Origin of the sequence: Agromyces mangrovi, from assembly GCF_030296695.1 — a bacterium.
Lineage (GTDB): Bacteria > Actinomycetota > Actinomycetes > Actinomycetales > Microbacteriaceae > Agromyces > Agromyces mangrovi.
Map to the genome: position 1 here is coordinate 353,114 of NZ_AP027737.1, position 18,774 is coordinate 371,887.

At 73.9% G+C, this 18,774-nt stretch carries 16 protein-coding genes and 1 pseudogene; 9 read left to right on the forward strand and 8 right to left on the reverse strand.

What is annotated here, in order from left to right; genetic code table 11:
- The first annotated feature begins 10 nt into the window (after positions 1-10).
- Positions 11-1,576, forward strand: a complete 1,566-nt coding sequence (locus tag QUE38_RS01675; RefSeq protein ID WP_286309848.1) for an aminopeptidase P family protein — start codon at positions 11-13, stop codon at positions 1,574-1,576.
- On the opposite strand, the gene QUE38_RS01680 is transcribed toward QUE38_RS01675, so the two are convergent.
- Positions 1,573-1,929 carry a TIGR02611 family protein gene (locus tag QUE38_RS01680; protein ID WP_286309849.1) on the reverse strand — a complete coding sequence of 119 codons (357 nt, stop codon included), beginning with the start codon at positions 1,927-1,929 and terminating at the stop codon, positions 1,573-1,575. The genes QUE38_RS01675 and QUE38_RS01680 overlap by 4 nt on opposite strands.
- A gap of 45 nt (positions 1,930-1,974) precedes the next feature.
- Complete coding sequence (locus QUE38_RS01685; RefSeq protein WP_286309850.1) at positions 1,975-2,691, reverse strand: YflT domain-containing protein; 717 nt, start codon at positions 2,689-2,691, stop codon at positions 1,975-1,977.
- Positions 2,692-2,745: 54 nt separating this feature from the next.
- Between QUE38_RS01685 and QUE38_RS01690 the strand changes: the two genes are divergently transcribed.
- From QUE38_RS01690 to QUE38_RS01705, 4 genes are read left to right on the forward strand one after another with little or no spacing between them, the layout of a single operon-like run.
- Entirely contained in the window at positions 2,746-4,092 is a 1,347-nt protein-coding gene (locus QUE38_RS01690) for a magnesium transporter MgtE N-terminal domain-containing protein (protein WP_286309851.1), read from the forward strand.
- Positions 4,079-4,606, forward strand: a complete 528-nt coding sequence (locus QUE38_RS01695) for a DUF1003 domain-containing protein (RefSeq protein WP_286309852.1) — start codon at positions 4,079-4,081, stop codon at positions 4,604-4,606. Before QUE38_RS01690 ends, QUE38_RS01695 begins: the two co-directional genes overlap by 14 nt.
- Positions 4,593-5,750, forward strand: coding sequence for an Mrp/NBP35 family ATP-binding protein (locus QUE38_RS01700; protein ID WP_286309853.1), 1,158 nt, complete (start codon positions 4,593-4,595; stop codon positions 5,748-5,750). The genes QUE38_RS01695 and QUE38_RS01700 overlap by 14 nt, the downstream gene beginning before the upstream one ends.
- Positions 5,750-6,592 carry a hypothetical protein gene (locus QUE38_RS01705; RefSeq protein ID WP_286309854.1) on the forward strand — a complete coding sequence of 281 codons (843 nt, stop codon included), beginning with the start codon at positions 5,750-5,752 and terminating at the stop codon, positions 6,590-6,592. The genes QUE38_RS01700 and QUE38_RS01705 overlap by 1 nt, the downstream gene beginning before the upstream one ends.
- A gap of 28 nt (positions 6,593-6,620) precedes the next feature.
- On the opposite strand, the gene QUE38_RS01710 is transcribed toward QUE38_RS01705, so the two are convergent.
- Positions 6,621-8,102 carry a pyridoxal phosphate-dependent decarboxylase family protein gene (locus QUE38_RS01710; protein ID WP_286309855.1) on the reverse strand — a complete coding sequence of 494 codons (1,482 nt, stop codon included), beginning with the start codon at positions 8,100-8,102 and terminating at the stop codon, positions 6,621-6,623.
- The gene (locus tag QUE38_RS01715) at positions 8,099-9,493 is read right to left on the reverse strand and encodes an MFS transporter (protein ID WP_286309856.1); all 1,395 of its coding nucleotides are present in this window, start codon (positions 9,491-9,493) and stop codon (positions 8,099-8,101) included. The genes QUE38_RS01710 and QUE38_RS01715 overlap by 4 nt, the downstream gene beginning before the upstream one ends.
- Before the next feature lie 56 nt (positions 9,494-9,549).
- Between QUE38_RS01715 and QUE38_RS01720 the strand changes: the two genes are divergently transcribed.
- Complete coding sequence (locus QUE38_RS01720) at positions 9,550-11,145, forward strand: succinic semialdehyde dehydrogenase (protein ID WP_286309857.1); 1,596 nt, start codon at positions 9,550-9,552, stop codon at positions 11,143-11,145.
- Between the two features lie 55 nt (positions 11,146-11,200).
- Here QUE38_RS01720 and QUE38_RS01725 read toward each other — a convergent pair whose 3' ends face one another.
- Positions 11,201-11,635, reverse strand: a complete 435-nt coding sequence (locus QUE38_RS01725) for a twin-arginine translocase TatA/TatE family subunit (protein WP_286309858.1) — start codon at positions 11,633-11,635, stop codon at positions 11,201-11,203.
- A gap of 88 nt (positions 11,636-11,723) precedes the next feature.
- On the opposite strand from QUE38_RS01725, the gene QUE38_RS01730 reads away from it, so the two are divergent.
- Positions 11,724-12,356 carry an O-methyltransferase gene (locus tag QUE38_RS01730; protein WP_286309859.1) on the forward strand — a complete coding sequence of 211 codons (633 nt, stop codon included), beginning with the start codon at positions 11,724-11,726 and terminating at the stop codon, positions 12,354-12,356.
- Between the two features lie 84 nt (positions 12,357-12,440).
- Here the strand turns inward: QUE38_RS01730 and QUE38_RS01735 are convergent, their stop codons facing one another.
- The 3 genes from QUE38_RS01735 to dapE form a co-directional block, all read right to left on the reverse strand.
- Positions 12,441-12,614: a DUF3117 domain-containing protein gene (locus QUE38_RS01735; RefSeq protein ID WP_281885782.1), complete on the reverse strand. Its 174-nt coding sequence runs from the start codon at positions 12,612-12,614 to the stop codon at positions 12,441-12,443.
- 117 nt (positions 12,615-12,731) lie between these two features.
- Positions 12,732-13,976, reverse strand: a complete 1,245-nt coding sequence (locus QUE38_RS01740) for a hypothetical protein (RefSeq protein WP_286309860.1) — start codon at positions 13,974-13,976, stop codon at positions 12,732-12,734.
- The gene (dapE, locus tag QUE38_RS01745; protein ID WP_286309861.1) at positions 13,969-15,066 is read right to left on the reverse strand and encodes a succinyl-diaminopimelate desuccinylase; all 1,098 of its coding nucleotides are present in this window, start codon (positions 15,064-15,066) and stop codon (positions 13,969-13,971) included. Before dapE ends, QUE38_RS01740 begins: the two co-directional genes overlap by 8 nt.
- Positions 15,067-15,118: 52 nt before the next feature.
- Between dapE and dapD the strand changes: the two are divergent.
- Both dapD and QUE38_RS01755 read left to right on the forward strand, forming a co-directional pair.
- Positions 15,119-16,089 (forward strand): annotated as a pseudogene (dapD, locus tag QUE38_RS01750) (2,3,4,5-tetrahydropyridine-2,6-dicarboxylate N-succinyltransferase).
- Between the two features lie 86 nt (positions 16,090-16,175).
- On the forward strand, positions 16,176-18,731 hold the full coding sequence (locus tag QUE38_RS01755; protein WP_286309862.1) for a penicillin acylase family protein: 2,556 nt from the start codon (positions 16,176-16,178) through the stop codon (positions 18,729-18,731).
- The last annotated feature ends 43 nt before the right edge of the window (positions 18,732-18,774 follow it).

Here is an 18,774-nt window from a genome sequence, read left to right on the forward strand (position 1 = left end):
AATGGACGACATGTCCACGAACTCCACCGACACCAGCACCACCGCGCCCGCCGACGAGGCGCACGACGACCGCAACGCGAACCGGTCCACCACGCCCGGCTCGGAGGGGTTCAAGGAGTACATCGGCTCGGGGTGGGCCGACCGTGCGGAGGTCGCGCCGCCGCAGCGCGAGCAGGCCGCGTACGCCGCCGCGCGACGCGCGCGCGTGTCCGCCGCGCACCGCGGCCAGCGCCTCGTCATCCCGGCCGGCGACATGAAGCAGCGCTCCAACGACACCGACTACCCGTTCCGCGCGCACTCGGCGTTCGCGCACCTCACCGGCTGGGGCTCCGACTCGGAGCCGGGTGCCGTGCTCGTGCTCGAGCCGACCGCCGACGGCCACGACGCGACCGTCTACTTCCGCGAGCGCGCCGGGCGCGACTCGAGCGAGTTCTACGACAACCCGGCGATCGGCGAGTTCTGGATCGGCCCGCGTCCCTCGCTCGCGCACGTCGCCGCCGACCTGGGCGTGGCCACGCGCGGCCTGGGCGAGTTCGACGCCGTGGTCGCTGCGGTCGACACCGACACCGTCGTCATCCGCGAGGCCGACGCCGCCGTCACCGAGCGCATCGACCACGCCCGCATCCGCTACGCCGCCGAGCGCGCCGTCAGCCACAACGCGCAGGACGCGCCGTTCAGCATCGAGGTGGGCGACGAGCACGAGCCGGATGCCGCGCTGGCGCGCACCTGCTCCGAGCTGCGCCTCGTGAAGGACGAGTACGAGATCGAGCAGATGCGCCTCGCGGTCGCCGCGACCCGCGAGGGCTTCGACGACGTGCTCGCCGCCCTCCCCCGCGCCTCGGCCGTGCAGCGCGGCGAGCGCGTGATCGAGGGCGCGTTCCAGGCCCGCGCGCGGCTCGAGGGCAACGACGTCGGGTACGGCTCGATCGCGGCGGCCGGGCCGCACGCGACCGTGCTGCACTGGACCCGCAACGACGGCCCCGTCGCGCCCGGCGACCTGGTGCTGCTCGACGCGGGCGTCGAGCTCGACAGCTACTACACGGCCGACATCACGCGCACGTTCCCGGTGAACGGCACCTTCTCCGAGGTGCAGCGCCGGGTCTACGAGGCGGTGCGCGAGGCCGCCGACGCGGCGTTCGCGGTCGCGAGGCCCGGGGCGATCTTCCGCGAGGTGCACGAGGCCGCCATGGAGGTCATCGCCCGCCGCACGGCGGAGTGGGGCCTGCTGCCGGTCTCGGCCGAGGAGTCGCTGCTCCCCGAGAACCAGTTCCACCGCCGCTACATGGTGCACGGCACGAGCCACCACCTCGGCATCGACGTGCACGACTGCGCGCAGGCCCGGCGCGAGCTGTACAAGGACGGCGTGCTCGAGGAGGGCATGGTCTTCACGATCGAGCCCGGCCTGTACTTCCAGCCCGACGACCTGACGGTGCCCGAGGAGTACCGCGGCATCGGCGTGCGCATCGAGGACGACGTGCTGGTCACGGCCGACGGCGTCGAGAACCTGTCGGCGGCGTTCCCGCGCACGGCCGACGAGGTCGAGGACTGGGTGCGCCGGGTCGGCGCGCGCGACTAGCCCTCGGCGGGGCGACCGGCCGACCGCGCGGCACGGCGCTCGCGCCACCACGCGAGCACCCGGTCGATGATGCGCTTGACCCACACGGCGATGCGCTTCGCCCATGCGAACTCGGTGCCGAGGATGGCGAAGCCGAGGAAGAACACGAGCGTGCCCGGCCCGGGCAGCGGCATGAGGACGAGCCCGGCGACGATCACGAGCGAGCCGAACACGGCGACCGCGAACCGGTAGGCGAAGCGCAGGCGCGGGTGCCGCTCGATGAAGGCGCGTGCCCGGCGGAGCATCCGTCGGATCGGCCGGTCGGGATCCTCCCCGGCCGCGATCTCGCGTCGCAGCTCGAGCTCGGTGACCATGTGCGCGATGCTACGGATCGGTGCTGGGAACGGGCTGCGTACCCGTCAGCCGCGCCCGTCGCGGGTCGCGGGCTCGTCCGCGCGGCTCGGCGACTCGCCGCGCTCAGCGTCGGCGACGTCGGGCTCGGCGGCGTCCTCCGACTCGGCCAGCTCGCCGTAGCGCGGGCGCTCGCGGGTCGGGGGCGGCACGGGAGCGGACGACGCGTCCCGCTCGGCCGTCGCCTGCTCGTAGGTGCGCCCGGTGGCGGCCGTCGGGGCGGGCGCGGGCGCCGTCGAGGCATCCGGCCCCAGGATCTCGCGGGCGCGGGCGCCGAGCCCGGGCTCGACGATGAGCGCGTAGCGGCCCGCCGCCACCTGCATGACCGACGTGAAGTCGCGCCGCCGGCGGTTGATCGTGTACGTCACGAGGCCGAACAGCATGCCGAAGCCGGCGCCCAGCAGGAGCGCGGCGAACAGCACGCCGAACGACTGGTCGGTCGGGGTGACGATGAAGAAGAGCAGCCCGAGGAACATGCCGAACCAGAGGCCCGAGAGCGCGCCCGCGCCGGCCGCGCGGCCCCAGCTCATGCGGCCCGTGACGCGCTCGATGCTCGTGAGGTCGGTGCCGACGATCGAGAGCTGCTTGACCGGGAAGTCGGCGCGCGCGAGCCGGTCGACCGCCGCCTGCGCCTCCGCATATGTCTCGAAGCTCGCCGCCTCGTCGCCCTTCGGCACCGTCGGGAACTTCGTGCCGCGGCCGCCCAGCATCCTCGGATTCGTCACGCGCCCATTGTCCCATGCACGCCTCGGGCCGGGCCCCGGGGGTAGATTCGAGGGGTGAGCGCCTCGAGAGTCTTCGTCGCCCGCCTGGCCGGCTGCGCCGTGTTCGATCCCGTCGGCGACCGCGTGGGCAAGGTGCGCGACGTGCTCGTCGTGTACCGCAAGGACGACCCTCCGCGCGTGGTGGGGCTGATCGTCGAGATCCCCGGCAAGCGCCGCGTGTTCGTCTCGATCGGACGCGTCACGAGCATCTCGAGCAGCCAGATCATCACGACCGGCATCATCAACATGCGCCGGTTCGAGCAGCGCGGCGGCGAGGTGCGCCTCATCGCCGAGATGTTCGGGCGCCACGTCGACTTCGACGACGGGTCGGGCGAGGCGACGATCGAGGACGTCGCGATCGAGGAGCACGCGCAGGGCGAGTGGGACGTCTCGCAGCTGCTCGTGCGCCGCCGCAAGACGAGTGCGTCGCCGTTCGCGCGCGGTGCGACCGCGTTCGTCGGCTGGGGCGAGGTGACCGAGCGCTCGGGCGCCGGCCAGCAGCAGTCTGCCGAGCACCTCATCGCCGCGTACTCCGAGCTGAAGCCGGCCGACCTGGCGAACACCATGCTCGAGCTGCCGGCCGACCGCCGCCGCGAGGTGGCCGCCGAGCTGCCCGACGGCCGGCTCGCCGACGCGCTCGAGGAGATGCCCGAGGCCGACCAGGTCGAGCTGCTCGCGACGCTCGGCGACGAGCGCGCGGCCGACGTGCTCGACCACATGCAGCCCGACGATGCGGCCGACCTCATCGCCCAGCTCCCGCTCGAGCGCGGCGAGCAGCTCCTCGACCTGATGGAGCCCGAGGAGGCAGACGACGTGCGGTTCCTCCTCACCTACGAGGCCGACACGGCCGGCGGCCTCATGACCACCGAGCCGATCATCGTGTCGGCCGACGCGACGGTCGCCGAGGGCCTCGCCCTCATCCGTCGGCACGAGCTGCCGCCCGCGCTCGGCGCGGCGGTGTGCGTCACGATGCCGCCGCACGAGCCGCCCACGGGGCGCTTCCTCGGAATGGTGCACTTCCAGCGCATGCTGCGGTACCCGCCGAACGAACGCCTCGGCACCCTCATCGACCAGGGACTCGAGCCGGTCTCGGGCGACACCTCTGCCGCCGAGGTCAGCCGCATCCTCGCCAGCTACGACCTCGTGTCGGTGCCCGTCGTCGACGAGCGCAACCGGCTGCTCGGCGTGGTCACGATCGACGACGTGCTCGACTACCTGCTGCCCGACGACTGGCGCTCGCAACCCGACGAGGACGACGAGGTGCGCCGGCGCGCCGCGGCGCGCGAGCAGCTGCTGACGGGCAGCATCCCGATCCAGACCGGACGACGCACGCGGAGGAGGGACGCGAATGGCACGCGCTGACCGCCAGGGCTCGCGCTCCGACGCCTCGCGCGGCGGTGCCTCGCGCAACACCGCGTCGCCGACCCGCGACCGCGACCGGTTCGGCCGCTTCACCGAGGTCGTGGCGCGCGGCATGGGCACGCCGTGGTTCCTGCTCGGCCTCACCATGTTCGTGCTGCTGTGGATGGGCTGGAACACGTTCGCACCCGCCAACCTGCAGTTCGACCGGGCCGACTACGGCTTCATCGCGCTGACCCTCGTGCTCTCGCTGCAGGCCTCGTACGCGGCACCGCTCATCCTGCTCGCGCAGAACCGCCAGGACGACCGCGACCGGGTGCAGATCGAGCAGGACCGGCAGCGGGCCGAGCGCAACCTCGCCGACACCGAGTACCTCGCCCGCGAGGTGGTCGCGCTGCGACTGGCGATGAGCGACATGGCGTCGAAGGAGTTCATCCGCTCCGAGCTGCGCGCGCTGGTCGAGGAGCTCGACGCGCGCGACGCCGACGAGGACGAGGGTGCGAATGCCGCAGGCTGACGCAGCCGACTCGGTCACCGTGCGGGTGCTGCGGGCGCTCGACGGCGTGCTCGACCCCGAGATCCGCCGCCCCGTCACCGAGCTCGACATGATCGGCGACGTCACCGAGACCGGCGACGGCGTGCACGTCGCCGTGAAGCTCACGATCGTCGGATGCCCCGCCGCCGACCGCATCGAGCGCGACGTGCGCACGGCCGCCGAGTCGGTCGTGGGCGACGGCAACGCGGGCGTGACGCTGTCGGTCATGACGCCGGACGAGCGGCGCGCGCTCACCGAGAAGCTGCAGGCCGGGCGCCCGAAGCGGGGCATCCCGTTCGACGCCGACTCGCTCACCCGCGTCTACGCCGTGACGAGCGGCAAGGGCGGCGTCGGCAAGTCGACCGTCACCGCGAACCTCGCCGTCGCGCTCGCACGGCGCGGCCTCGCCGTCGGCGTGCTCGACGCCGACGTGCACGGCTTCTCCATTCCGGGGGTGCTCGGCATGGTCGACGAGTCCGGGCGCGCACCGCGACCGACCCGGGTCGACGAGATGATCCTGCCGCCCGTCGCCCACGACGTGAAGGTCGTCTCGATCGGCATGTTCGTCGACGACCCGCAGGCCGCCGTCGCGTGGCGCGGGCCGATGCTGCACCGCACGATCCAGCAGTTCCTCACCGACGTCTACTGGGGCGACCTCGACGTGCTGCTGCTCGACCTGCCGCCCGGCACGGGCGACGTCGCCATCTCGGTCGGCCAGCTGCTCCCCCACGCCGACGTGCTCGTGGTCACCACCCCGCAGCCCGCGGCCGCCGACGTCGCCGAGCGCAGCGGCACCGTCGCACGCCAGACCGGGCAGCACGTCTTCGGCGTGATCGAGAACATGGCAGGCCTCCCCCAGCCCGACGGGTCGGTGCTGCGGCTGTTCGGCGAGGGCGGCGGCGAGGAGGTCGCCGCCCGGCTGTCGCGGGGTCGGGACGAGCCCGTGCCGCTGCTCGCGTCGGTGCCGCTGTCGATCGCGCTCCGCGAGGGCGGCGACGCCGGGCTCCCCGTCGTGGTGGCCGACCCCGACGACGCGGCCGCGCGGGCGATCGACGACGTCGCGGCCGCGCTCGCGTCGCGCCCCCGTTCGCTCCAGGGGCGACCGCTCGGGGTACGGGTGCGCTGATGCGCGCGGGCGCCGCGCTCGGGGCATCCGCCCTGCTGATCGCGTGCGCCGGCTGCGCCGCGGGCGACGGCCTCTCCGACCCGCCCGATGGCCTCGACGTCGTCGTGTTCCAGCACCGGCTCGACTACGTGCCGCGCGTGCTCGAGGTGCGGCTCGAGAACGGCGGGGCCTCGACCCTCGAGGTCACGGAGGTCGCGTTCGTCTCCGACCGGTTCGTCGATGCGGCGGTCGACCCCGACGGGGTGACGCTGACGCCCGGCCGCGCGGTGGCGCTGCGCATCCCGCTGCCCGCGTCGGTGTGCGACGAGCCCGAGACCGCGCCGCCCGTCGTCGAGGTGACGTGGGCGGCCGACGACGGCAGCCGCACCGCGCGGCTGCCCGCGGTCGACGAGCAGGGCGTGCTCGACCGCATCAACGACGAGGACTGCCTGGCCGCCGCGGTGGAGTCCGTCGCGCGCCTCTCGATGCCCGAGCGGCTGCGGGTCGAGGGCTCGGGGCCGACGCAGCGCGCGTGGATCGACGTCTCGGTCGAGCCGGCCGGGGGCGAGCGGATACTGCGCCTCGACGCGGTGCGCACCACGACCCTGCTCAACGGACCGGGCGGCACCGGCTGGCCGCTCGACCTCGAGGTGCGCGGCGACGACGCGCCGTCGACGATCCCGCTCGAGATCGCGCCCGCGCGGTGCGACCCGCACGCGATCGCCGAGGACAAGCGCGGCACCATCCTGCCGTTCGAGGTCGCCGTGGGCGGCCGCACGGGCGACCTCGACCTGGTGTCGAGCGACGACCTGCGCCGCGAGATCTACGCGTTCGTCGGCGAGCGCTGCGAGCTGCCCGGCTGAACCACCGGGCCTCCGCGATCGAAGCCGGTCAGGCGGGCTCGACCAGGCGACCGAGCAGTTCGACCAGCAACCGCTCCGCGAGCGGTGCGGGCAGCACCTCGACCAACGCGAGCACGGGCGCGAGCGACTCGGGCACCGCCGGGCCGTCGGCCGCGAGCAGGCCCAGCCCGCCGAGCAGGCCGGCCGCCGTGTCGGAGTCGACGCCGCCGGCGAGCGCGCCGAGCGCCGCGGCGCCGCCGAGCCCGTCGAGCAGCGCGGTGCCGTCGAGCCCGGGCTCGCCGCGCACGTCGTCCGCTGCAGCGGCCAGGTCGGGCAGCAGTCCGTCCAGGATCGACTCGGTGACGGGCGTGACCGTGAGGTGGGTGGTGCGCGGCAGCACCGTGCCGTCGGCCTGGCGATGCGCCGGCTGCAGCTGGAGCTGCCAGCCGCGGGCGCGCACGGCGTCGGCCCAGCGGTGCGGGTCGACGCGGCGCTCGGCGGGCACGGCGTCGTCGGCCGCGACCGCCAGCAGCGGACCGGTCGGCTCACCGACCACGCGCAGGCCCTCGATCGCGGTGACCGCCTCGACGAGCGCGGCGGTGGCGCGCGCGGTCTGCCCGACGAGCTCGGTGAAGCCGTCGGTGCCGAGCACCTGCACGATCGCCCACGCCCCCGCGAGGGGGCCCGCGGGCTTCGAGCCGAGCAGCGTCGGGTTCACCACCGGGTAGCCCGACCACTCGGTCGTGGCGAAGTACTGGTGGCGCTGCCGGTCGCGCCCGCGCTGCAGCAGCACGCTCGCTCCCTTCGGCGAGTAGCCGTACTTGTGCAGGTCGGCCGACAGGCTCGTCACGCCGGGCACGCGGAAGTCCCACGGGGCGACCTCGGTCGGCCAGAACGCGAGGGCGAACCCGCCGATGCACGCGTCGACGTGCAGGTCGACGCCCTGCGCCAGCGCGGCATCCGCCACCTCGGCCACCGGGTCGAGCGTCGCGAACGGGTACGACGGCGCGCTCACCACGACGAGGGCGACGGCGGGCCCGAGCCGGTCGATCATGGCGGATGCCTCGGGCGCACCCGTCGCGGGGTCGACCGGCACGATGTCGAGCTCGAGCCCGAGCAGGTGCGCGCCCTTGCGGAACGCGGCGTGCACCGTGCTCGGCGCGACCAGGCGCGGCGTGCCCTCGCCGCCGCGCGCACGCCACGCGTCGCGCGCGGTCTTCACCGCGAGGATGCAGCTCTCGGTGCCGCCCGAGGTGAACGAGCCGACCACGTCGTCGTCGCCGTGGAACGCCTCGCGCGCGAAGCCGACGAGCTCGCGTTCCATCACCGCGACCGAGCCGAACGTGGTCGGGTCGAGCCCGTTCACGGGCTGCACGGCACGTGCGGCGCGCGCGGCGAGCTCGTCGAGGTCGGGGCGGCCCGAGTCGTACACGTACGAGAGGACGCGCCCGCCGTGGGTCGGCGCGTCGGCCGCGCGCAGCGCGTCGAGCCGGTCGAGCACCGCGAGTGCGTCGGGGGCGGGTTCGGTCACGATCGGGTCTCCTCCTGCGCCTCGGCGGCGCGTTCGATGTCGGTGCGACGCAGCCGGTACCGGGCGAGCGTCGCGAGGCTGGTGAGCGCGAGCGCGGCGGGCACGACGCTGAACGCGATCGCGATGCCCGAGACCGCGGCCGGCGACTGGGTGACGACCTCGGCGCCCACCGACTCGGCGTATCCGGTGATCGCGAGCACGACCGTGAGCACGCTCGCGCCGAGCGCCATGCCGGCGGTCTCGCCCGCGGTCCACACGCCGCCGAAGCTGCCGGCGCTGCCCTCGCCGTGGGTCGCGGCGTCGACCGAGACCACGTCGGGCAGCATCGCCATGGGCAGTGACTGCATGCCCGCGTAGGCGGCGCCCGCCAACGCGACGGGCACGTACACCCACGCGCCGGGGGCGAACAGCAGTGGGGTGAGCCCGAGCGTCGCCACCGCGAAGAGCAGGCTCGCCCAGGCGAACGCACGCTCCTTGCCGACGCGACGCGCGACCGCGCCCCACGCCGGAGCCATCAGGATCGCCGGGCCGATCAGCGCGAGGAAGAGGAAGGTGAGGGCGTCCTCGGAGCGCAGCACCCAGACGGCGACGTAGTTGGCGGCCGCGAGCATGAGGCCCGTCGCGAGCGCCTGCAGCACGAACGTCGACAGCAGCGCGCGGAACGGGGCGCTCCGTCGCAGCACGCGCACGCCCGCCGCGTACTGCTCCCGGATGCCCCGCCAAGCCGACGCGCGCGGCGTCGCCGGGGAGGCATCCGTCGTGGGCTGCCCCTTCGGCGCCGTGAAGCTCGCGATGAACAGGCCCGCGCCGATCACGAGGCCCGCGACGAGCGCCATCACGAGGTAGCCCGTGTACTCGTCGGGGCCGGCGCGGCGCAGCGCTGGTGCGCCCGCGCCGAACAGCAGGATGGCCGCGCTCAGCACCACCACCCGCCAGGTGAGGAGGCGCGTGCGGTTGTCGTAGCCCGACGTGATCTCGGCGGGCAGCGCGATGTACGGCACCTGGAAGAGCGAGAAGGCCGTCGCGCACAGCACGAACGCGACCAGCACCCACAGGGCCGCCCAGCCCGGTGCGAGTCCCTCGGGCACGGCGAACGTGAGCAGGAAGCAGACGGGCAGGGCGATCGCGCCGAGCAGCATGGGTCCGCGCCGGCTGCCGGTGCGCGCGAGGGCGCGGTCGCTGCGGTACCCGATCACCGGGTCGATGATGACGTCCCACACCTTCGCGACGGTCACGATCGCGCCGGCGAGCAGCGCGGTCACGCCGAGGGTGTCGGTCAGGTAGAAGACGAGCACCAGGCCGGGCAGCGTGCCGAAGCCGCCGGTGCCGATGGATCCGACCGCGTAGCGGGCGATCGTCGACCGGCCCAGCGGGCGTTCCGTCGCAGTCATGACGGGCAGCATAACCGCTCGGAAGCGAAGTGGGTCATCTGACCTAGACTGTCCACATGTCAGCCCCGGTCGACCTCGCCCACGCCCCCGCCGCGCCGACCCGGAGCACCGGAGCACCCGACCCGCAGTGGCTGGCCGAGCTGCACGACGACGTCGTCGCCACGAGCGGCGAGACCCGCACCGTGCTCGCCCCGGCGACCGGCGAGCCGCTGCACGAGCTGCCGCTCAGCACCCCCGACGACGTGGCCGACGCCTTCGCCCGCACCCGCCTCGCCCACCTCGCCTGGGCCCGCGCGGGCTTCGCGCACCGGCGGAAGGTGCTGCTGCGCGCGCACGACCTCATCGTCGCGCGTCGCGAGCAGTTCATCGACCTCGTGCGGATCGAGACCGGCAAGAGCCGCGGCCAGGCGTTCGAGGAGGTCTACCAGGCGGCCGCCGCCGCACGCTACAACGCCCTCGCCGCCCGGAGCGTGCTGCGCAGCCGGCGCGTGCACAGCGGCGCGCCCACGGTCATCGACGCGCGCGTGCGGTACCGGCCCCGCGGCGTCGCCGGCGTCATCACCCCGTGGAACTTCCCGCTCTCGCTGGCGGCGATGGACGTCATGCCGGCCCTCGCCGCCGGCTGCGGCGTCGTGCAGAAGGCCGACGAGCAGGCCGCGCTGAACATCCTCGAGCTGCGCCGCGCGCTCGTCGACGCGGGGCTCCCGGGCGACCTCTGGGCCGTCGTGACCGGCGACGGCGCGACCATCGGCGAGGCCGTCACCGACCGGGCCGACGTGATCGCCTTCACCGGCTCGACCGCCACCGGCCGACGCATCGCCGCGAAGGCCGCCGAGCGGCTGGTGCCGGCATCGCTCGAGCTCGGCGGCAAGAACCCCCTGATCGTGCTCGACGACGTCGACCCCGAACGCGCGGCGCGCCAGGCCGCCTACGCCTGCTACTCCTCGATGGGGCAGCTCTGCGTGTCGCCCGAGCGCATCTACGTGCAGCGCGGCGTGGCCGACGCGTTCACGGAGGCGCTCGTGCGAACCATCGAGGGCCTCGTCATCGATCCGTCCCCGCGGTCGACCGGCGACGTGGGCACGCTCACGAGCCACGCGCAGCTCGATCGCGTGCGCGGGCACCTCGACGACGCCCTCGCGAAGGGCGCGACGGTGCTCGCCGGCGGCGTGCACCGCCCCGACCTCGGGCCGTACGCGTTCGAGCCGACGCTGCTCGCCGACGTCTCGCCCGACATGGCGTGCTTCGCCGAGGAGACCTTCGGCGCGATCGTCGCGATCTCGGTGGTCGACGACGACGACGAGGCGGTGCTCGCCGCCAACGCCGGCGACTACGGCCTCAACGCCGTCGTGCTGAGCGGCTCGGTGCCGCGCGCCCGTCGCGTCGCCGCGGCGCTCGAGACCGGGTCGGTGAACATCAACGAGGGGTATCGCGGCAGCTTCAGCTCGATCGCTGCGCCCATGGGCGGCTCGAAGCAGTCGGGCCTCGGCCGGCGCAACGGCCCCGACGGCCTGAAGCGCTACGTCGAATCGGTCACGATCGCCGCGGCGAACGGCCCCATCGCCCCGCCGAACTCGGCGCGCGAGTGGCGCCGGCTGGAGCAGCCGATGCTGCTGCTGCTGCGCGCGCAGCGCGCGCTCCGGAGGCGCTGACCCGACGGGTCCGGTCGGCTCGGAGGCATCCGCTCGCCCCCGCGGTCGCGACCGGTCAGGTGGCCTCGGCGTCGAACGGGGCGGCCTCGCCGACGGCGACCGACTGCGGCGCGCGCTTGAACGGCGACGACGCGGCTCCCACCGGTGCCCCGTCACCGTTCTTCGCGGCCGCCGCGGCGGTCGCGGCCGCCGCAGCCGTCACGGCCTGGGACTTCGGCTTCGGCTCGGCGAACGGGTCGACGTCGCTCAGCGCATCGCGCACGATGCGGCGCGGGTCGTACTGTCGCGGGTCGAGCTTGCGCCAGTCGACCTCGTCGAACTCGTCGCCCATCTCCTCCTTCATGCGCGACTTCGCGCCGTTCGCCATGTCGCGCAGCGAACGCACGAACTGCCCCAGCTTCTGCGTGTAGATCGGCAGCTTGTCGGGCCCGAGCAGGAACACGGCGATGACCCCGATGATGAGGAGTTTCTCGAAGGTCAGGCCGAGCATGCGACCAGCCTACTGCGCGGCGAGGCGACCGCAGAACGGGTCGGGAGAGTCGTACGCTGGACGCCGACGAGTACCGGGAGCCGCGCACGTGTCCGACCATGACCTGAACTGGAAGTTCGCCGACGAGACCGTCGTCGAACCCGAGGCGATCGCCCGGGTGCGACAGCAGTCGCTCGAGCTGGGCATCGAGCCCGTCTCCCCCGCGGTCGGCGCGCAACTGTCGGTGCTCACGGGCGTCGGGCGCGCCACCTCGATCATCGAGATCGGCACGGGCGTCGGCGTCTCCGGCCTCTGGCTGCTCGCCGGCAGCCGCAACGCGCACCTCACCTCGATCGACAGCGAGGCCGAGTACCACCAGCACGCGCGCGAGAACTTCGCCGACGCGGGCGTCGCCCCGACGCGCACGCGCTTCATCGCGGGCCGTGCGGGCGAGGTGCTGCCGCGCATGAACGAGAACTCCTACGACGTGGTGCTCGTCGACGCCGACCCCGAGTCGGCGATCGAGTACGTCGAGCACGCGTTGCGTCTCGCGATGCCGGGCGGCGCCGTGCTCGTGGCCCGGGCGCTCTGGAAGGGCCGCGTCGCCGACCCCGCCCGGCGCGACCCCGTGGCATCCGGCTTCCGCACGCTCATCTCCGAGCTCGCGGGCTCGAACGCCGTCGCGACCAGCCTCTCCCCCGCCGGCGAGGGCCTGCTGCAGATCGTCAAGCTCGGAAGCTGACGGGCCCGCCCGCGCCATCCGGCCGGCCGGCCGCGGACATGCGAAGGGCCCGCGCACCCGGCGCGGGCCCTGCAGAACGATGCTCTAGCCGGCGTCGACCACGCCGCCGAGCACGTCGTGCAGCTCCTTGGCTTCCGCATCGTTGACCGAGACGACGAGACGACCGCCACCCTCGAGCGGAACCCGCACGATGATGAGGCGACCCTCCTTCACAGCCTCCATAGGCCCGTCACCGGTCCGTGGCTTCATGGCCGCCATTGAGCTCCCCTTTCGTGGCCTGACGACTCCATTATCCGGCATCCGCGCGAGGTGTGGAAATCGGTTGGGGATCATCCGAGCCGCGCGGCACCCGCCTCGACGCGCCCACGACGCCGATCACGGCGGCGTCCAGTCGGCCCCGTCGATGCCCCAGCAGATGAGCAGCCAGCCCCACTGCAGCGCGAGGAACCCGACGACCATCGACGCACGGTAGATCGCCGACCGCGGCAGCGCCGCAGCGCCGAGCAGCGGGAACATCGGCGCGAGCAACCGGAACACGCTCGACTGGGGGAAGAACACCGCGAGCAGGTACAGCGCGTAGCTCAGCAGCCACAGCCGCAGGTCGACCCCGAGCCGCCGCACGGCCGGGGAGAACAGCACGAGGCCGAACGCGGCGATCAGCCCGACCACGACGATCGTGCCGAGCGGCTGGCCCAGCCACCAGTCGCCCGACTGGAACCACGCGGTGAAGGGCACGAGCTCGACCCGCCCGATGTACGGCGCCCGCCACGCGAGCTCGGTGTCGAAGTACGCCCCGGGCAGGCCCGTCGCGACCCACGCGACCACGGGCCAGGCCAGGCCGACCAGCCCGGTGTACACGGCGGCGGATGCGGCGATCACGCGCTCGGCCATCGGGAACGCCTCGGTGCGCCGGGCGCGGAACCGCAGCAGCCAGTGCAGCGCGAGGGCCAGCGAGAGCGCGAGCGCACCGGGCCGCGTGAACGCCATCGCGGTCACGACCGGGAACAGCCACGCGTACCTCCGGTCGACGAGGAGCAGCAGCGCGGTATTCAGCAGCAGCAGGAACAGCGCCTCCGCGTAGCCGAACCCGAACACGACCGACACCGGCGCCACGCAGTACAGCACGACCGCGAACAGCGCCCGGTCCGGCTCGAGGAACCGGCTCATCAGGCGGTGGAACACGAGTGCCGAGCCGAGGCCCGCGGCGAGCGAGACGAGCACCGCGGCGACATCCCAGCCCAGGGTCGTCACGGTCATGACGAGGCGCACGACCACCGGGTACACGGGCATGAACGCCCACGCGTTCTCGGTCACGTGCCCGGAGTCGTCGAGCGGCAGCTCGGACGGGTACCCGGCGAAGGCGACGTAGCCGAACCAGCGCGCGTCCCAGATGTTCGCGAACTCCCAGTAGCTCGGCGACGCGCGCGTCCACGGGTTCGCCTGCTGCACGCTCGCCAGCACGAGCACCATCGCAGTGCTCACCGCGCGCGCGAGGCCGTAGACGACGATGACCTGCAGCCACCAGGGGGCGGATGCCACGAGCCGGCGCGCGCGCGCGGGCGCGCCCTGCGCGGTGCGGGCGTCGACGACGCTGCCGGTGTCGGCGCCCGGCTCAGTCACCGCTCAGCCATGCCCGGAGGGCCGCGTCGCAGTCCCGGATCTGGTGCAGCGGCACGCGCTCGTCGTCGGCGTGCGCCTTGAGCGGGTCGCCGGGGCCGAAGTTCACGGCCGGCACGCCCATCGCGCTGAAGCGGGCGACATCGGTCCAGCCGTACTTCGGCTTCGCCTCGGCGCCGACCGCGGCGACGAACTCCTGCGCGAGCGCGGCATCGAGGCCCGGCCGTGCGCCGTCGGCGCTGTCGACCACGGTCAGCTCGTACTCGGGGAACAGCTCGCGCACGTGCGCGACCGCCTCGTCGATCGAGCGGCTGGGCGCGAACCGGTAGTTCACGTGCAGGGTCGCGTCGTCGGGGATCACGTTGCCCGCGACCCCGCCGCCGACGCCGACCGCGTTGAGGCCCTCGCGGTAGGCGAGACCGTCGACCTCGACGGTCTGCGCCTCGTACGCGGCGAGCCGCTCGAGCGCGGGGGCGAGCTTGTGGATCGCGTTCTCCCCAACCCAGCTGCGCGCGGAGTGGGCCCGCACGCCGCGCGCGCGGAGCTCGACGCGCAGGTTGCCGTTGCATCCGCCCTCGACGGCGCCGTTGCTCGGCTCGCCGAGGATCGCGAAGTCGCCCGCGAACAAGTCGGGACGGTGCGCGGCCAGCCGGCCGAGGCCGTTCAGGTCGGCCGCGACCTCCTCGTGGTCGTACCACATCCAGGTCACGTCGACCGCCGGGGCCGCCAGCTCGAGCGCGAGCTTCAGCTGCACGGCGACGCCCGCCTTCATGTCGACCGTGCCGCGACCCCACAGGTACTCGACGCCGTCGATCGTCTCGAAGCGGGTCGGGAGGTTGTCGTTGATCGGCACCGTGTCGATGTGCCCGGCGATGACGACCCGGCGGTCGCGGCCGAGGTCCGTGCGCGCGACGACCGCGTCGCCGTCGCGCAGCACCTCGAGGTGGGCGGCGGGCGCGAGCGCCCGTTCGATCAGGTCGGCGAGCGTCGCCTCGTCACCGGAGACCGACGGCACGTCGCAGATCGCGCGCGTGATCTCGACGGCGTCCGCCGTCAGGTCGAGGGCCGGTGCGGGGGCGTCCGAGGCGGTCATCGGGCCAGTCTACGAAACCGGGCCGACCGGTCCCGGCCGCTACGCTGGACGCATGCCCGCCACCGCATCAGACCAGTCGTCCGACCGCTCCGCCTGGGGCCACGGCATCGCCTCGATCGCGACCGACGGCACCGTGCTCGACACCTGGTTCCCGTCGCCCGCGCTGGGCGCGCCGCCGGCCGACCACCACGTCGTGCCGAGCTCCTCGAGGCCGCCGCGCACGACGACGAGCGACGCGGCGTCACGCAGCGCGTGGTCACCGAGCACATCGACCTCGACGCGCCGCCCGCCTCGACGAGCGACGCGTACCTGCGCCTGCAGCTGCTCTCGCACCTCGTGGTCGCGCCGAACACGCTGAACCTCGACGGCGTCTTCGGGTTCCTGCCCAACGTCGTCTGGACCAACGCCGGCCCGGTGCATCCGGCCGACTTCGACCGCCTCCGACCGGTGCTGCGGCGCCACGGCATCCAGGCGACCGGGCTCGACAAGTTCCCCCGCCTGCTCGACTACGTGACGCCCGAGCGCGTGCGCATCGCCGACGCGGGTCGCGTGCGGCTCGGCGCGCACCTCGCGCCGGGCACGACCGTCATGCACGAGGGCTTCGTGAACTTCAACGCCGGCACGCTCGGCACCTCGATGGTCGAGGGGCGCATCTCGCAGGGCGTCGTGGTCGGCGACGGCTCCGACATCGGCGGCGGCGCATCGATCATGGGCACGCTCTCGGGCGGCGGCACGCAGCGCGTCGCCATCGGCGAGCGGGCGCTGCTCGGCGCGAACTCGGGCATCGGCATCTCGATCGGCGACGACACGGTCGTGGAGGCCGGGCTCTACGTCACCGCGGGCACCAAGGTCGTCGTGGTCGACGGGCCGCGCCGCTCCGACGGCGGGCTCACAACGGTCAAGGCGGTCGAGCTCTCCGGCACGCCCAACCTGCTGTTCCGGCGCAACTCGCTCACCGGCGCCGTCGAGGTGCTCTCGCGCAGCGGGGAGGGCGTCGCGCTCAACGCGCAGCTGCACGCCTGACCGATCCGACCAGACCCCTCGGGTACAGTGGCCCCACCCGGCGCGACCGCCGGCGGAGCCGTTCGATCGACACGAAGGAGTGATGCGTGGGATCCGACCGGCCTCGCACCCACCGACACCGCATCACCGCGTTCTTCGTGAGCCTGCTCGTGCTCGTGCTCGTGGCCGCAGTCGTCGCCGCGGGCCTCGTCTGGTGGACCGTGCAGCGGTCGTTCCCCGAGACGTCCGGCCGCATCGAGGTCGCCGGCCTCGACCAGCCCGCGGTCGTCTACCGCGACGACGCGGGCGTGCCGCAGGTGGTCGCCGAGACCACGGCCGACCTCTTCTTCACGCAGGGGTACGTGCACGCGCAGGACCGCTTCTGGGAGATGGACTACCGCCGGCACGCCGCATCGGGGCGACTCGCCGAGCTGCTCGGCGAGCAGTACGTGTCCTCAGACGCCCTCGCCCGCACGCTCGGCTGGCGGCAGGTCGCCGAGCGCGAGGTGGAGGAGTTCGACGACACCACCCGAGCGGTGTACGAGGCGTACGCGGCGGGCGTCAACGCCTACCTCGACGAGCGGAGCGGGGCCGACCTGTCGCTCGAGTACGCGCTGCTCGGCCTGCAGTTCCCGGGCTACGAGCCCGAGCCGTGGACCCCGGTCGACTCGGCGGTCTGGCTGAAGGCCGCGGCGTGGGACCTGCGCGCGAACCTCGACGACGAGCTCGACCGGGCGCTGCTTGCGACCGCGCTGCCGCCCGAGGAGGTCGAGCGCCTGCACCCGGGCTTCGACTACGACACGGCGCCGACGATCCTCGGCGACCCGCCGCCGCTGCCCGAGGAGGGCGACGAGGCCGAGGGCGAGGCCGACGGGGCGTCGACGGATGCCGCCGAGACCGACCAGGAACTCCTGGCCGCACCGCTCGCCGAGCTGCGTGCACGGCTCGACGCCCTCCCGGCTGTGCTGACCACGCCCGGCTCCGACATCGGGTCGAACTCGTGGGTCGTCGCCGGTGCGCACACCGCGACGGAGCTGCCCCTGCTGGCCGGCGACCCGCACCTGGAGGCCTCCCTGCCGTCGGCCTGGACCCAGTCGAGCCTGCGCTGCGCGCCCGTCTCCGAGGAGTGCCGCTACGAGGTGTCCGGGTTCGGCTTCGCGGGCGTGCCCGGCATCATCGCCGGGCACAACGCCGACATCGCGTGGACGCCGACGAACCTGCTCGCGGACACGACCGACCTGTACGTCGAGCGGGTCGACGGCGGCGAGTACCTGCAGGGCGACACGATGGTCTCGTTCGACGAGCGCCGCGAGGTCATCGAGGTCGCGGGCGGGGCGCCGGTGACGATCACGGTGCGCTCGACCGGCCACGGGCCGCTCGTGACCGGGCTCGACGACGGCTTCGACGCCGTGGCCGAGCAGTACCCGGAGGCGGCGGAGTTCGAGGACGCATCCTACGAGCTCGCGCTGCAGTGGACCGGGTTCGCGCCGTCGCGCACCGCGAGCGCGATCCTGGCGATGAACCGCGCGAGCGACTGGAGCGGCTTCCGGGCCGCGGCCGAGCGCTGGGACCTGCCCGCGCAGAACCTGCTCTACGCCGACGTCGCGGGCGGCATCGGCTCGCAGGCGGTCGGCCGGGTGCCGGTGCGCGAGACCGGCGACGGCACGTTCCCCGTGCCCGGCTGGTCGGGCGAGTACCGCTGGAGCGACATCGTGCCGTTCGACGACATGCCGTCGGAGTCGAACCCCGATCGCGGCTACCTCGTCGCCGCCAACACGCCCCCGCTCGAGTCAGGCGACGGCCCGATGCTCACGCAGGACTGGGCGCAGGGCTACCGCGCGTCGCGCATCGACCGCGTGCTGCGCGAGGCGATCGCCGCCGAGCAGCCGGTGAGCCTCGCCACCATGGCGAACCTGCAGGTCGACCAGGTCGACCCCGCCGCGGCGATGCTGCTGCCGGCGCTCGCGGAGCTGGCGCTCGACGGCGATGCCGCGCTCGGGCAGGACCTGCTCGCCGACTGGGACGGCGTCAGCGACGTCGACGGAGCGGGCGCAGCGTACTTCCAGGTCGTCTGGAGCACGCTGCTCGGCGACCTGTTCGGCGACCTCCCGGAGGGCACCCGCCCCGCCGGCGGCGACCGCTGGATCCGCGTCGTGGACGACCTCCTCGACGAGCCGGACTCCGAGTGGTGGTCCGGCGGACGCGACGACGCGCTCGCCGGCGCGATGGCCTCGGCCTGGCAGGAGTCGGCCGATCGCATGGGCTCCGACCCCGCCCAGTGGCGGTGGGGCCGGCTGCACCAGCTCCACCTGCGCAGCCAGGCCTTCGGCGAGACCGGACTGCTGCCCGCGCGCCTGCTGCTCGACCGCGGGCCCTGGCAGCTCGGCGGCTCGTCGGCGGTCGTGGACGCGACCGCGTGGGACGCGCGCGAGGGCTTCGACGCGAGCTCGGTGCCGTCGATGCGCATGCTCGTCGACCTGTCGGACTTCGACGCGTCGCGGTGGGTGAACGTGTCGGGCGCTTCAGGTCACGCGTTCGACCGGAACTACGTCGACCAGACCGACGTCTGGGCGCGCGGCGGCACGCTGCCGTGGCCGTTCACGCTCGAGCGCACGCAGGAGCTCGCCGAGCAGACGCTGCTCATGCGGCCCGCGGGCGGCTGAGCCGGCTCGCGCCGGGTGCTGCCGCACGCTCCGCGCGCGCAGC

Coding starts and splice junctions, on each gene's coding strand:
- QUE38_RS01720 (WP_286309857.1), top strand. CDS start 9,550: ATGTCAGCCCCGGTCGACCTCGCCCACGCCCCCGCCGCGCCGACCCGG.
- QUE38_RS01735 (WP_281885782.1), bottom strand. CDS start 12,614: ATGGCGGCCATGAAGCCACGGACCGGTGACGGGCCTATGGAGGCTGTG.
- QUE38_RS01715 (WP_286309856.1), bottom strand. CDS start 9,493: ATGACTGCGACGGAACGCCCGCTGGGCCGGTCGACGATCGCCCGCTAC.
- QUE38_RS01705 (WP_286309854.1), top strand. CDS start 5,750: ATGCGCGCGGGCGCCGCGCTCGGGGCATCCGCCCTGCTGATCGCGTGC.
- QUE38_RS01725 (WP_286309858.1), bottom strand. CDS start 11,635: ATGCTCGGCCTGACCTTCGAGAAACTCCTCATCATCGGGGTCATCGCC.
- QUE38_RS01695 (WP_286309852.1), top strand. CDS start 4,079: ATGGCACGCGCTGACCGCCAGGGCTCGCGCTCCGACGCCTCGCGCGGC.
- dapE (WP_286309861.1), bottom strand. CDS start 15,066: ATGACCGCCTCGGACGCCCCCGCACCGGCCCTCGACCTGACGGCGGAC.
- QUE38_RS01680 (WP_286309849.1), bottom strand. CDS start 1,929: ATGGTCACCGAGCTCGAGCTGCGACGCGAGATCGCGGCCGGGGAGGAT.
- QUE38_RS01700 (WP_286309853.1), top strand. CDS start 4,593: ATGCCGCAGGCTGACGCAGCCGACTCGGTCACCGTGCGGGTGCTGCGG.
- QUE38_RS01675 (WP_286309848.1), top strand. CDS start 11: ATGTCCACGAACTCCACCGACACCAGCACCACCGCGCCCGCCGACGAG.